Genomic DNA, 13,194 nt, shown 5'->3' on the forward strand with positions numbered 1-13,194 from the left:
AATACTCTGTCTGCGGTCTTAGGGCCGAAGGCAGAGTATTTTTTTTGAGTACTCATATTGACAATAAGGGTTATCGTTGATAAGATGAAAATAATAAATACCTACTCGTTTACTCGGATATAAAAGATTTATTTATGAACAAAGAAACTTTCGGAAACCTCCGCCCTGTCTAGAAACTTAGTAGTAAGGGATAGGATTAACAGGATTTCCGCAGTTCTTCTATAACATCCAGAGGCTATCGGCCGCACAGTATAGGTTAACAGGACTCAAGTTTTATTCATCCACTAAGGAGGGCATTCATATGGCTAAAGTAGTTAATAACGTAACAGAACTCATCGGAGGTACTCCGCTTGTTCGTCTGAACCGTATCGTACCTGAAGGCAGTGCTGAAGTATTCGTGAAGCTGGAGTACCAGAATCCAGGTTCAAGCGTGAAAGACCGTATCGCAATTAGCATTGTGGAAGAAGCGGAAAAAGAAGGCAAGTTGAAACCGGGTGATACCATTATCGAAGCAACAAGTGGTAACACGGGAATCGGACTCGCGATGGTGGCTGCAGCCAAAGGCTACAAGTCCGTTATTGTAATGCCTGAGACGATGAGCTTGGAGCGTCGCAACTTGCTTCGTGCGTATGGTGCTGAGCTTGTGCTTACACCTGGAGCCGAAGGTATGAATGGTGCTGTTAAAAAAGCCGAAGAACTGCTGAAAGAAAACCCATCCTATTTCATGGCTGAGCAATTTAAAAATAAAGCCAACGTGAAGATCCACCGTGAAACGACTGGCCCTGAGATTGTGGACGCGATCCAATCTGTGGGCGGTACGTTGGATGCTTTCGTTGCGGGAATTGGTACAGGCGGAACAATTACAGGTACAGGTGAAGTGCTGAAAGAAGCTTTCGCTGGTATTAAAATTGTTGCGGTTGAGCCAGCAGCTTCGCCAATTCTGGCGGGCGGCAAACCAGGACCACATAAGATCCAGGGGATTGGTGCCAACTTTATCCCTGAGATTCTGGATCAGGAAATCTATGATGAGATCATTCACATTGAGAATGATGATGCATTCGAGACGGCTCGTCAGGTAGCGAAGGAAGAGGGCATTCTGTCCGGTATTTCTTCCGGTGCGGCGATCCGAGCAGGTCTTCAGGTTGCGAAACAGTTGGGTGAAGGCAAGCGCGTTGTCGTAATCGTTCCAAGTAACGGTGAACGTTACCTCAGCACACCTCTTTACAACTTCGAAGGCTAAGTCTACAAATGACAAAACCAATCCTCCTTGCCCGTATGACGGGTAGGGAGGATTTTTGGCGTAATGCTTTTAAAAGGGGCGGCGCTTTAGTATACTATCAGACAATAGAACTAGCGACAGATGGAGGGCGGCACACCGCAATGACACACCTGATGACAACATACGCCGACTGGACGGAGTGGGCTGGACAAGGCTGGACCATGATGCCCTATATCATGAAGTCGGATGAGGGACCGTATCATGGCGGTTTACCGTTATCGTGGGAGGCAGCCTGGCAGCAGGCGTCACCATACGCAATTGTGCTGGAGAATGGCAAAGGCGGGAGATATACATTTCTGGGGCTAGACCCCGTATCTGTTATTTCCGGCAAGGGTCAAAAAGCGGTTATTCATGATGTGACGCAAGGGACCACCTCGACAGACAGCGGCAAGCCGCTTGATGTATTGAAGAGATGGACAGCACCTTATAGCGCACCTAAGGTTAATGGGGCCCCAGACTTTGGGGGTGGCTACGCAGGTTATCTCAGTTATGATGTAGCAAGATCGTTGGAGAAGCTTCCAGCTTTGGCTGAAGATAACCCGGCTCTGCCGGATTATTGGTGGATGCGTTTTGAAGAAATATGGGCGTACGACCATCAGCAACAGGCGCTTTTCTGCATGGTTCACCTGGCTATAGAGCCTAACCAGAACGAAGCCGATATCCGTAGCCTATATGCAGCGGCAGAAGCGCGAGCGACAGCGATGCAGCAACGATGGCTTCATATTATGGGGTTTGCACAGGCCGAAGAACAACAGCAGGCACTGGAACGCCGTAATAGGCAGGTCAATCGCGCACCGCAGCCTGAAGATGCGGAAAGGGAGTCCGAAGGGTGGGAAACCTCCTTTCCGCAGGAGGACTTTGAACAGGCTGTACGCACGGTACAGGAATATATCAGGCAAGGTGATGTGTTCCAGGTGAATCTGTCCTTGAGGCAGGAAAAGCAGCTTCATTCGAGCGCTGAGCATATTTATGAATGGCTGCGTCTTGTGAATCCATCACCGTATATGGGTATGCTGCGTAGCCCAGACTTCCAACTGGTAAGCGGATCTCCCGAACTTCTGGTCAAAGTGGAGAATGGCAAAGTCAGTGCACGTCCCATCGCAGGGACCCGAAGAAGGGGACGGGATGAAGCAGAGGATAAAGCTATGGCAGATGAACTGCTCAGCAGTGAGAAGGAACGGGCGGAGCATATTATGCTCGTCGATCTGGAACGTAATGATATCGGACGGATTGCGGCCTATGGTTCGGTTCATGTGCCTGAATTGATGACCATCGAGAAGTATTCCCATGTCATGCATCTCGTTTCCCAAGTGGAAGGCAGGCTGGCAGAAGGTTTATCCGTATTTGATGTGATTGCTGCGACATTCCCGGGTGGGACGATTACAGGAGCGCCCAAAGTTCGCACCATGGAGATTATCGAGGAGCTTGAGCCTGTGCGGCGTGGACCATATACGGGTTCCATTGGGTGGATGGATTACAGTGGAAATATGGAATTGAACATCGTCATTCGTACGCTTGCTATCAAGGACGGTATTGGTTATGTACAGGCGGGTGCAGGTATTGTTATTGATTCCGATCCATATCGGGAATACAAGGAATGCCGCAACAAGGCAAGAGCAATGATGAGAGCTGTGAATTACAGCGAAGAGGCGGAAGAGGACAGAGCTGTCGAACAAGAACAAGCGAAACGAACGGAAGCTGTTAAACTAAACTAAAATAAAATGAAGCAACCGTCACTTGTGTTGACGGAAGATGAGGAGGAGCAGGCATATGATACTGGTTATCGATAATTACGATTCCTTCACGTACAACCTGGTTCAATATCTGGGTGAACTCGGTGAGACGGTGGAAGTTCGCCGCAACGATGAGATTGATTTGGCAGGCATAGAGGCACTGGCACCTGATCATATTCTGATCTCTCCAGGTCCGTGTACACCGAATGAAGCGGGCATCAGCCTGGCAGTCATCGATCACTTCAAGGGAAGCATCCCGATCTTTGGAGTGTGTCTGGGACATCAGTCTATTGGACAAGCGTTTGGCGGTAATGTCATTCGTGCGGAGCGCATGATGCACGGCAAAACATCCGAGATGCACCATAATGGAACATCGGTATTTGCCGGATTGCCATCTCCATTCACAGCTACCCGTTATCATTCCCTGATTGTGGAGCGCAGCAGCTTGCCTGACTGTCTGGAGATTACAGCGGAGACCGCCGAAGGTGAGATTATGGGTCTGCGTCACAAAGAATATGCGATTGAAGGGGTTCAATTCCACCCGGAATCCATTATTACAGATCACGGTCACCAGATGCTTCGCAATTTCCTGTCCCAACAGGTGAGGGTATAACATGCAATATGCCGCGATAAACGGAGAGTTGGTTCATATGGCGGCAGCCGTGGTTCCTGTAACGGATCACGGCTTTTTGTACGGACTTGGGTTGTTTGAGACGTTTCGGACCTATCAGGGGGTCCCTTATCTTCTGGAACGGCATCTGGAGCGGATGGCTTCGGGGTGTGAGGAACTGGGCATTCCTTTTACAACGACTGCGGCAGAGGTGACAGATTGGATTCAACGCTTGATGGATGCGAACGGACTTCAGGATGCGTATGTGCGATACACGGTATCAGCCGGTGAAGCACCGCTAGGCTTACCTTCTGGTGATTATTCGAAGCCGAATCATATTGTACTGGCAAAAGCATTACCTCAACCTTCTCCCTCTTTATATGAGAGCGGCAAAATGCTTCAACGGTTGTCTACACCTCGCAACACGCCTGAAGGAGAAGTGCGGTTCAAGTCGCTCCATTACATGAACAGCATTCTGGCGAAACGGGAGCTGAACCGGTACGGGCAGTATGTGCAGGGGGCAGAAGGGCTACAATTAACTCGTGATGGTCATGTCGCTGAGGGCATTGTTAGCAATGTATGTTGGGTACGGGAAAATGTACTCTACACGCCAGCGCTCTCAACCGGCATTCTGCCGGGTATCACGAGAGCTGTGGTACTTGAGATCGCCATGCAGCAAGGAATTCCCTGCATAGAAACGCTAGCGGCTTGGGAGGATCTCCTGCAAGCCGATGAAATATTTTTAACCGGCTCGGTGGCGGAACTGGTTCCTGTTACGACTCTGCGGGATCAGGAAGGAATCGAAACGATAATCAGCAACGGACATATAGGCCCGGTTACAGCAGTCCTTCTGGGTATGTACCGGCAGAAAGCGGGGTATACTTCATGACACTTACACCTGTCATCTATGAACGGAACTATGCATGGGGGCCAGCTGAGTTGAAGCTGGGTACAAGAACACAGATCATGGGCATTCTTAACGTCACGCCTGACTCGTTCTCGGATGGTGGACGTTATACCAACGTGGAGCGGGCGGTGGCCCATGCCAAGCAGATGATGGAGGACGGGGCGGACCTGATTGATATCGGTGGGGAGTCCACTAGACCTGGTTCAGATGTCGTGGGCGCCGATGAAGAGCTTAGCCGGATCATTCCGGTTATCGAAGCATTACATCAGCAAGCCCCGCACATTCCAATATCGGTAGACACGTATAAGGCTAATGTTGCGCGTCAAGCTATTCTAGCGGGTGCCCATATCATTAATGATGTGTGGGGTGCCAAGGCAGACCTAGATATGGCCCGCACGGCAGCAGAGCTCGGGTGTCCCATCATTCTGATGCATAATCGGCAGTATCGGAATTACACCGATTATCTGAGTGATGTCGTCAGCGATTTGCAGGAGAGCATACAGATTGCGTTAACAGCTGGAGTGAAAGCAGATCAGATTATTCTGGACCCGGGCATTGGTTTTGTGAAGGATCTGAAGGAAAATCTGGCGCTCATGTCATCGCTCGGTTTACTCAATGAAATGGGATATCCCGTGTTGCTAGCCACTTCACGCAAAAGATTCATCCAGAACACCCTGGATGTCACTGCGGATGATGCGTTGGAAGGAACGGCTGCGACCGTTGCATTTGGCATCGCCCAAGGCTGCCAGATGGTTCGGGTTCATGATGTGAAGCCGATTCGGCGGACGGCAGACATGTGTGATGCTATGTTATATGCGTCTCCGGGTATACGGAGGAAATAATGCTGGCGGGTCCCTGGTGACCCGTCCATTAGAAGCGCAGCGTTTTTCAAAGGCGAAGCTAAGGTATAACTTCAAATAGATGAAAATTTCAATATATATAGAGGGCAGGCGGATCGTATGGATAGAATGGTATTGCACCGTATGGAGTATTACGGATATCATGGCGTTTTTGCAGAAGAACGGAAGCTTGGGCAGCGGTACTATATTGATCTGGAGATTGATATGGACCTGAGTGAGGCTGGACGTAACGATGATCTGACCAAAACGATCAACTATGCGGAGATTCATGAGCTGGTAAAACAGATTGTTGAGAATAAATCATTCCAGTTAATTGAAGCTTTGGGCGAACATATTGCATCTTCTTTACTAGACACTTATACTATTATCAATGCATTGACAGTCAAGGTGACGAAGCCACATCCGCCATTCGATATTCATTTTGAGGGCGTAACGGTAGAGCTTCGCCGCACAAGAAAGTGAGAACCGATCATGATTGCACATTCGACCTCTGAATCTTCAGAGGCTTATATTGCTTTAGGGGCCAATTTGGGTGACCGTGAACAGACGCTGCTTGAAGCATTGTCTTTGCTGGATGAACACCCCCATATATCCGTTCTGCGCTGTTCTGCGCTATATGAGACGGAACCCGTAGGATATGTAGATCAGCCTGCTTTTCTGAATATGGCAGTCGCCGTACAGGCGATGCTGACACCGGAGCAGTTGCTTACGGAATTATTGGATATCGAGAACCGACTCGGTCGTGTTCGTGATATTCGCTGGGGACCACGCACCGTTGATCTGGATCTGCTCTGGATGCATGATGAGACGCGAGATACCGAATTGCTTCAATTGCCTCATCCCCGTATGGGTGAGCGGGCTTTTGTGCTGGTACCGCTGTCGGATATCGTACCAGAGGGCGAGGAATCAGGTCTATATACCTTTGTACACTCATCGTTGTCTGTACTGGATGGAAAGGATGGAATACAGCTTTGGAAAACATGCAATTGGCCAATCGAATCCGGGCATTCCGGAAGCTGAAAGGTTTAACACAACATGAACTTGCTGCCGAGACCGGCATCTCGCTGGCCATTCTGGGAACTATTGAGCGGGGGAACCGTAAGGTAACACAGCAAGAGCTGGATCGAATTGCCGGAGTACTGGCGATCAGTATCGAGGAGTTACAGGGCAAGTAGGACCGTTTCGTTTTCGTCATGCTACAACAACAAAGACATCGATCGAACTTAATATCGTGATATATACAGAATTAAAAAAGGAGTGGAACGACTACCGTGCTTAACATTGGTGGCATTGAAATGAAAAACCAGGTCGTACTTGCGCCGATGGCTGGCGTATGTAATCCGGCTTTTCGTTTGATCGCAAAAGAATTCGGAACAGGCCTCGTATGCGCGGAGATGGTGAGTGGCAAAGCCATTGTCCATGGCAACCAGCGTACACGTGAGATGTTGTTTGTAGATGAGCGTGAGAAACCGCTGAGCCTTCAGATTTTTGGGGGAGATCGTGATTCCCTCGTAGAAGCAGCCAAAATCGTGGACAAAGAAACGAATGCAGACATCATCGACATTAACATGGGATGCCCTGTGCCAAAAGTGACGAAATGTGATGCAGGTGCACGTTGGTTGCTTGATCCGAACAAAATCTATGAGATGGTATCCGCTGTCGTGGACGCGGTCGAAAAGCCGGTGACGGTCAAGATGCGTATCGGCTGGGATAATGAGCATATCTTCGCAGTTGAAAATGCGCTCGCGGTTGAACGCGCTGGCGGGCAGGCGGTAAGTGTACACGGTCGTACGCGTGAGCAACTCTATACAGGCACAGCTGACTGGTCACACATCAAAGATGTAAAAGAGGCTGTCTCTATTCCGGTGATCGGCAATGGTGATGTCCATACACCAGAGGATGCACGCCGTATGCTGGATGAAACGGGTTGTGACGGAGTTATGATCGGGCGTGCCGCCTTGGGTAACCCGTGGATGCTGTATCGTACCATTCAATACTTAAGCACGGGTAAATTGCTTCCTGACCCGAATGGTGAAGAGAAGATTCGTGTTGCCATCCTGCATATGGATCGCCTGATCGCACTGAAGAACGAGACGGTTGCTGTACGCGAGATGCGCAAACATCTGGCTTGGTATTTGAAAGGCTTGAAAGGATCTGCCCGCATCAAGGATGTTATTATGGAAGGAACCAAGCGGGATGAGATGGTACAGATTCTGGAGAACTTTGTGGATCAGCTGAAAAGCGAAGGTAATTTGGAGTCTGAACCGGTAATCGCCGGAAATGCATCTTAATTGTAAACGCAGCTGTAAAACGTTTACAGCTATAGGGGGCGTAACATTGACTTTTCGAGATCGTTCCCCTATAATTTCTCAGTATAAAATTCGCCATGTGCGTTAATAAGGCTATAGCATCAGGAGGAATATTCTATTTCTCTGGAGAACTTCATATAGTTTTGAAGATGTATGCGAGCGGAGCTCTGTAACAAGCACTGATTCCGTTGCCGTACAATCAAATTATTCCCATGACAGGAGAATCGGTTGAGATGAGCGACAAGGAAGTTATCCTTACACCAGAAGGACTCAAGAAGCTGGAAGAAGAATTGGAAACATTGAAATCAGTGAAGCGCCGCGAAGTGGCTGAACGGATTAAGGTAGCCATCGGGTATGGAGATATCAGTGAAAACTCTGAATACGAAGACGCGAAGAATGAGCAAGCTTTCATTGAAGGACGTATAATCACGTTGGAGAAATTGCTTCGTAACGCGCGGATTATTAACAGCGACGAGATCGATACCGATGCCGTAAGCGTGGGTGCAACCGTCACTGTAGAAGATCTGGAGTTTGGCGACATCACAGAATATACAATTGTAGGTACAGCGGAGGCAGATCCGCTTCAGAACAAGATATCGAATGAGAGCCCTGTAGGTAAATCGATTCTCGGCAAGAAAAAAGGTACAGTTGTTGATGTAAGTGTGCCTGCTGGCGTAATTCAATATAAAATTATAGACATTAAAAAGCTATAGCAACGAAGCAGTTGGGCACGGTAAACAAAAGCTTCCTTAGGGAAGCTTTTTCAACATTAGAGGAAAAACGTCCTCTCGCGATGCCTGCAATGTAAATAAGGAGATGAATACAGATCATGACGGATGAAGTCTTGAATCAGGAAACCGAACTTAGCGAGCTTTTACAAATTCGCCGTGACAAATTGGACGAGCTCCGCAAATTGGGAATCGACCCTTTTGGCCAAAAATACGTACGTACCGAAGAAGCCGGCTCCATTCTGAAGAAGTATGAAGAACTGACCAAGGAAGAGCTGGAAGAGAAGCACATCGAAGTCAGTATTGCCGGACGGATTATGGCGAAGCGGGGAATGGGTAAAGCAAGCTTCGCACATATTCAGGACCTGAGCGGCAGAATCCAGATCTATGTTCGTCAGGATACCGTGCCTGAAGACAAGTATGCGGCATTCAGCCTGTTGGACCTTGGTGATATCGTTGGGGTAACAGGTGTGATCTTTAAGACCAAAACAGGTGAAACTTCTGTCAAAGTTAAAGATCTTGAAGTGCTGTCGAAATCGCTCTATCCGCTTCCGGATAAATTCCATGGTCTCACGGACGTTGAACTACGTTACCGCCAGCGTTACGTTGATCTGATTATGAGCCCGGACGTACAACAAACGTTCATCACACGTTCCAAAATCATTCAATCGATGCGTCGTTACCTGGATTCCCTTGGATATCTGGAAGTGGAAACACCTACGTTGCATACCATCGCTGGGGGAGCCGCAGCACGTCCGTTCATCACGCATCACAATGCGCTGGATATGGAACTGTACATGCGTATCGCGATTGAGCTTCACCTGAAACGTCTGATTGTTGGCGGACTGGAGAAGGTATATGAGATCGGCCGTGTGTATCGGAACGAAGGGATGTCCACACGTCATAATCCGGAGTTCACGATGATTGAATTGTATGAGGCATATGCCGACTACAAAGATATCATGCATTTGACGGAAAATCTGGTTGCTCATATCGCACAGGAAGTACTGGGTACGCAAGTGATCCAGTATGGCGATTATGAAGTGGATCTTAAGCCGCAGTGGCGCCGTGTTACAATGGTGGATGCAGTTAAGGAAGTTGTGGGCGTAGACTTCTCTGTACACATGACGGATGAGGAAGCACACAGCTTGGCGAAGGAGCATAAGGTTCCAGTTGAGAAGCATATGACATTCGGTCATATTCTGAACGCGTTCTTCGAAGAGTTTGTAGAAGAAACGTTGATTCAACCGACATTCATTATGGGACATCCTCTTGAAATTTCACCGCTGGCGAAGAAAAACGATGTGGACCCACGCTTCACGGATCGCTTCGAGTTGTTCATCGTTGGACGCGAGCATGCTAATGCCTTCACAGAGCTGAATGATCCAATCGATCAGCGTCAGCGCTTTGAAGCACAGATGCTGGAGAAGGAACATGGGAACGACGAAGCTCATGAGATGGATGACGACTTCATCCGTGCGCTCGAATATGGTATGCCACCAACAGGCGGACTGGGAATCGGGATTGATCGTCTGATCATGCTGCTTACCAACTCCCCGTCGATTCGTGACGTACTGCTCTTCCCGCACATGCGTCCTCGTACACAAGATTAAATAAGGAACGCAGTATACGTTCATAATAGAAGAGGAACCTGCCATTCAGTATCATGCTGGGGCAAGTTCCTCTTTAGGTTTACATAGGCGGATTTTTATTAAGTTTAACCTGTTCGTATTTTGTTAAAAGAGGTGCCCTTCATGAAGTTCAGGCTTCACTTTGCCAAATTCCTATCCCCTCCGTTAATCTTGGTCGGTGGCTTTCTGCTTATTATTGCGATTGGAACGGTGCTTCTCATGTTGCCTATCTCCAACCAAAGCGGTGAGCATTTGGCGTTTATTGATGCTCTCTTTACATCAACCTCTGCCGCATGTGTGACTGGACTAGTCGTTGTGGATGTTGGGACGACGTTTAATTTGTTTGGTCAGATCGTCATTATGGTATTAATGCAGCTCGGTGGGCTCGGCTTCATGACCATGGCTACCCTTTTTGCGCTAGTATTGGGCAAGCGAATCTCGCTCAAGGACAGGCTGTTGCTCAAAGAAGCCATTAATGCAGACAGTATGGAAGGGATTGTACGCATTATCCGCAAGGTGTTAATTTTCTCCTTTACCATTGAAGGGGTGGCTGCTGTCATACTGGCGTTGCGCTGGGCAACGGAGATGCCGTTTGGTCAGGCCGTATACTATGGAATATTCCACTCTGTTTCATTGTTTAATAATGGCGGCTTTGATTTGTTCGGCAACAGCTTTCAATACTACACCGGAGACTGGATTTTCAATCTGACCGCTTCTGTACTCGTTGTCTCTGGTGGACTCGGCTTCGTTGTATTGAATGATCTGTTTGAGTATCGCAAACGCCGTCGTCTATCCCTACAGTCCAAACTGGTGCTGTCTGTGTCAGGAGCATTGATTGGAATAGGAGCGATTGTACTGTTTGTTTTTGAATTCACCAATGGACACACACTGGCTTCACTCACCTGGAGCGAGAAGATCTATGCGTCCTTCTTCCAGTCTGTCTCTACACGTTCGTCCGGAACAAGTACCATCGATATCACGGAGATGAGGCAGGCTACCCAATTCTTCTTCATCCTGCTGATGTTTATTGGGGCATCCCCGGGATCGACTGGGGGCGGAATCAAGACGACTACATTCCTGATCATGATCGGTGCGGTGTATGCCATGATTCGGGGGAATAAGGATATCGTGTTTTTCCGCCAACGTGTTCCGAAGGAACTGCTTATGAGGGCATTGACCATTATTATGGTTTCGCTGATCATATTCATGATTGTGGTGATGCTTCTGCTTACGACAGAGGATGCGCCATTTCTTTCACTGATGTTTGAAGCTGCATCCGCAATCGGTACGGTGGGGCTTTCGGTGGGAGTAACTGATGAGTTGACCAATTGGGGAAAAATCATTATCACCTTTACCATGTTTGTAGGTCGGATTGGACCATTAACCATCGCGTATGCCCTTCGTCCGCGCAAAGAGAAGAAACTGTATCGTCATCCGGAGGGCCGGATCATTATCGGATAAAAAGAAAAACCGTCAGACATTCAGAACTAACTCCTGTGATCGTAACAGGCTTTAGTCACAACGAATGTACTGCGGTTTTTTTTGTTTAACGACACAAGGAAGCAAGATGCAAGGTGAGAATATCGTCCATGAGCTTGGCATTCATCTGATTGGGTCTAAGCACAGTATGTATACCCAAGCCATCCACCAGTGCATACAATCTCTCGATCTCCAGTTCTTTGTCCAGATCAGGTCTGGAGAGATCAAGCTTAATCAGGTAAGTGATAACAGAGCCTACAGCTTGTCTGAGTTCATCATACACTGTATCGGCCAGTTCCTTGAGCGTGGAATCCGTTTTGGATCTGGCTGTAAAAGCGTACCATACCTCCATTTCAGCAAGTTTTTCTTCCGTGTTTGGTAAGAATTCAAGCAATAGGCATTTCATATTGTCCATGGGAGAGCCAGTGAAGGACATTTGTTGGACTCGACGGGATACCCGTTCGGATACCAGATTCATGGCATATAGTAGTAGTTCCGACTGAGTGGAAAAGTAGTGACGCATCGAACCGACCGAAATTCCAGCTTCTTCAGCGATATTCCGAACAGAGGCCTGTTCCATGCCATCTCTTCGTATAATACGCCAAGCTGCCTCGGCTACAAGCATACGTTGTTTATCATGATCAACAATTTTAGGCATATGAAGATTATATCACTGTTGATTATTATAATACAAATGTGCTAAATTGTATTTAATACATTTGTATTATAAAAGGAGGGGATAATAAATGATTGGTTATTTCATTATAGGATGTGAGATTGCCTTCTGGGTGTTTGTGTTTGCGGGTCTGAGTGTCAGGTATCTCCTTGGCATGAAGCGGTTAGGCATTGGTTTGTTAATGGCAACACCGATTGTGGATCTGTTATTGCTGGTAGCTACAGTGATGGATCTTCAGCGCGGAGCTACAGCGGGCGTGATTCATGGTATTGCCGCGGTGTATATAGGAGTAAGCATTGCTTATGGTCATCAGATGATCGCTTGGGCAGATCGATACTTCCTATATTGGTTCAAAGGAGGAGAGAATCCTCGTAGCAGCAAGTTATATGGCAGAGAACATGCAAGTCGTGAACGTAATGGATGGTTTAGACATTTTTTGGCTTGGGCTATAGGCGGCGCATTTCTATTCGTGATGATATGGTGGATTGGTGATGCTGAGCGAACAGCCGTCTTCTATAATTTGATTAAAGTGTGGGGAATCATCCTCGTTATCGATTTTCTGATAAGCTTTAGCTATAGTATATGGCCGCGAAAGGTTCCAGTCCGAAATGTTAAATAATAAAAAAAACAAATGGACGTGCATACAAATAGGCTAAATTGGGAGAATACAATATGTACGTCCACAACTAGAACGATAGTTTAAATTCAAAAAAAGACTTGCAATCGAAATCTGTACATGGTATATTCTAATTCCGGCCAAGAAAACACGGTTTACACGGTGCGGCAAGCGAAACAAAGAAGCTTCGAAAGAAACTTAAAAAAAGAGCTTGCAAAGTTGGTTCGGATGTGATAAGATATAAAAGTTGCTGAAGAGAACAGCCTTCGGTAACGAAACAAGTTTGATCTTTGAAAACTGAACAACGAGTGAGTAACGATCTTGCTTGCAAGATCGACGCTGAGAAATCGGTACAAGTCTTCGGGT

14 protein-coding genes are annotated in these 13,194 nt (G+C 47.6%); 13 read left to right on the plus strand and 1 reads right to left on the minus strand.

Annotation, left to right across the window (positions count from 1 at the left end):
- Nucleotides 1-301 precede the first annotated feature (301 nt).
- The 12 genes from cysK to OM416_RS30035 all read left to right on the plus strand — a co-directional run bounded on the left by cysK (nucleotide 302) and on the right by OM416_RS30035 (nucleotide 11,518).
- Complete coding sequence (gene cysK / locus OM416_RS29980) at nucleotides 302-1,240, plus strand: cysteine synthase A (RefSeq protein WP_169483011.1); 939 nt, start codon at nucleotides 302-304, stop codon at nucleotides 1,238-1,240.
- A 140-nt stretch (nucleotides 1,241-1,380) separates the two neighbouring features.
- Complete coding sequence (locus OM416_RS29985; protein WP_264935596.1) at nucleotides 1,381-2,994, plus strand: anthranilate synthase component I family protein; 1,614 nt, start codon at nucleotides 1,381-1,383, stop codon at nucleotides 2,992-2,994.
- 55 nt (nucleotides 2,995-3,049) lie between these two features.
- Nucleotides 3,050-3,625, plus strand: coding sequence for an aminodeoxychorismate/anthranilate synthase component II (gene pabA / locus OM416_RS29990; RefSeq protein ID WP_264935597.1), 576 nt, complete (start codon nucleotides 3,050-3,052; stop codon nucleotides 3,623-3,625).
- A gap of 1 nt (nucleotide 3,626) precedes the next feature.
- Nucleotides 3,627-4,511, plus strand: a complete 885-nt coding sequence (locus OM416_RS29995; protein ID WP_264935598.1) for an aminotransferase class IV — start codon at nucleotides 3,627-3,629, stop codon at nucleotides 4,509-4,511.
- Nucleotides 4,508-5,371, plus strand: coding sequence for a dihydropteroate synthase (folP, locus tag OM416_RS30000; RefSeq protein WP_264935599.1), 864 nt, complete (start codon nucleotides 4,508-4,510; stop codon nucleotides 5,369-5,371). Before OM416_RS29995 ends, folP begins: the two co-directional genes overlap by 4 nt.
- A gap of 117 nt (nucleotides 5,372-5,488) precedes the next feature.
- Complete coding sequence (folB, locus tag OM416_RS30005; RefSeq protein WP_062838071.1) at nucleotides 5,489-5,851, plus strand: dihydroneopterin aldolase; 363 nt, start codon at nucleotides 5,489-5,491, stop codon at nucleotides 5,849-5,851.
- A 9-nt stretch (nucleotides 5,852-5,860) separates the two neighbouring features.
- Complete coding sequence (folK, locus tag OM416_RS30010; protein ID WP_264935600.1) at nucleotides 5,861-6,409, plus strand: 2-amino-4-hydroxy-6-hydroxymethyldihydropteridine diphosphokinase; 549 nt, start codon at nucleotides 5,861-5,863, stop codon at nucleotides 6,407-6,409.
- Nucleotides 6,370-6,564: a helix-turn-helix domain-containing protein gene (locus OM416_RS30015; protein ID WP_254848000.1), complete on the plus strand. Its 195-nt coding sequence runs from the start codon at nucleotides 6,370-6,372 to the stop codon at nucleotides 6,562-6,564. Before folK ends, OM416_RS30015 begins: the two co-directional genes overlap by 40 nt.
- Before the next feature lie 96 nt (nucleotides 6,565-6,660).
- A complete protein-coding gene (dusB, locus tag OM416_RS30020; protein ID WP_264935601.1) occupies nucleotides 6,661-7,680 on the plus strand; it encodes a tRNA dihydrouridine synthase DusB in 1,020 nt (339 codons plus the stop codon).
- Between the two features lie 251 nt (nucleotides 7,681-7,931).
- Nucleotides 7,932-8,411: a transcription elongation factor GreA gene (gene greA, locus OM416_RS30025; RefSeq protein WP_264935602.1), complete on the plus strand. Its 480-nt coding sequence runs from the start codon at nucleotides 7,932-7,934 to the stop codon at nucleotides 8,409-8,411.
- Nucleotides 8,412-8,527: 116 nt separating this feature from the next.
- Complete coding sequence (gene lysS, locus OM416_RS30030) at nucleotides 8,528-10,039, plus strand: lysine--tRNA ligase (protein ID WP_062838066.1); 1,512 nt, start codon at nucleotides 8,528-8,530, stop codon at nucleotides 10,037-10,039.
- A gap of 141 nt (nucleotides 10,040-10,180) precedes the next feature.
- The gene (locus OM416_RS30035) at nucleotides 10,181-11,518 is read left to right on the plus strand and encodes a TrkH family potassium uptake protein (RefSeq protein ID WP_145153615.1); all 1,338 of its coding nucleotides are present in this window, start codon (nucleotides 10,181-10,183) and stop codon (nucleotides 11,516-11,518) included.
- 85 nt (nucleotides 11,519-11,603) lie between these two features.
- On the opposite strand, the gene OM416_RS30040 is transcribed toward OM416_RS30035, so the two are convergent.
- Nucleotides 11,604-12,194 carry a TetR/AcrR family transcriptional regulator gene (locus OM416_RS30040; protein ID WP_264935603.1) on the minus strand — a complete coding sequence of 197 codons (591 nt, stop codon included), beginning with the start codon at nucleotides 12,192-12,194 and terminating at the stop codon, nucleotides 11,604-11,606.
- An 88-nt stretch (nucleotides 12,195-12,282) separates the two neighbouring features.
- Here OM416_RS30040 and OM416_RS30045 point away from each other — a divergent pair, with 88 nt between their 5' ends.
- Nucleotides 12,283-12,831 carry a hypothetical protein gene (locus OM416_RS30045; protein ID WP_264935604.1) on the plus strand — a complete coding sequence of 183 codons (549 nt, stop codon included), beginning with the start codon at nucleotides 12,283-12,285 and terminating at the stop codon, nucleotides 12,829-12,831.
- Nucleotides 12,832-13,194: the final 363 nt, after the last annotated feature.

This window comes from Paenibacillus sp. LS1, from assembly GCF_026013365.1.
Taxonomy (GTDB): Bacteria; Bacillota; Bacilli; order Paenibacillales; family Paenibacillaceae; genus Paenibacillus.

Bases quoted from the DNA above. Each gene is read 5' to 3' on its own strand.
- cysK (WP_169483011.1), top strand. From the start codon at position 302: ATGGCTAAAGTAGTTAATAACGTAACAGAACTCATCGGAGGTACTCCG.
- OM416_RS29985 (WP_264935596.1), top strand. From the start codon at position 1,381: ATGACACACCTGATGACAACATACGCCGACTGGACGGAGTGGGCTGGA.
- pabA (WP_264935597.1), top strand. From the start codon at position 3,050: ATGATACTGGTTATCGATAATTACGATTCCTTCACGTACAACCTGGTT.
- OM416_RS29995 (WP_264935598.1), top strand. From the start codon at position 3,627: ATGCAATATGCCGCGATAAACGGAGAGTTGGTTCATATGGCGGCAGCC.
- folP (WP_264935599.1), top strand. From the start codon at position 4,508: ATGACACTTACACCTGTCATCTATGAACGGAACTATGCATGGGGGCCA.
- folB (WP_062838071.1), top strand. From the start codon at position 5,489: ATGGATAGAATGGTATTGCACCGTATGGAGTATTACGGATATCATGGC.
- folK (WP_264935600.1), top strand. From the start codon at position 5,861: ATGATTGCACATTCGACCTCTGAATCTTCAGAGGCTTATATTGCTTTA.
- OM416_RS30015 (WP_254848000.1), top strand. From the start codon at position 6,370: ATGCAATTGGCCAATCGAATCCGGGCATTCCGGAAGCTGAAAGGTTTA.
- greA (WP_264935602.1), top strand. From the start codon at position 7,932: ATGAGCGACAAGGAAGTTATCCTTACACCAGAAGGACTCAAGAAGCTG.
- lysS (WP_062838066.1), top strand. From the start codon at position 8,528: ATGACGGATGAAGTCTTGAATCAGGAAACCGAACTTAGCGAGCTTTTA.
- OM416_RS30035 (WP_145153615.1), top strand. From the start codon at position 10,181: ATGAAGTTCAGGCTTCACTTTGCCAAATTCCTATCCCCTCCGTTAATC.
- OM416_RS30040 (WP_264935603.1), bottom strand. From the start codon at position 12,194: ATGCCTAAAATTGTTGATCATGATAAACAACGTATGCTTGTAGCCGAG.
- OM416_RS30045 (WP_264935604.1), top strand. From the start codon at position 12,283: ATGATTGGTTATTTCATTATAGGATGTGAGATTGCCTTCTGGGTGTTT.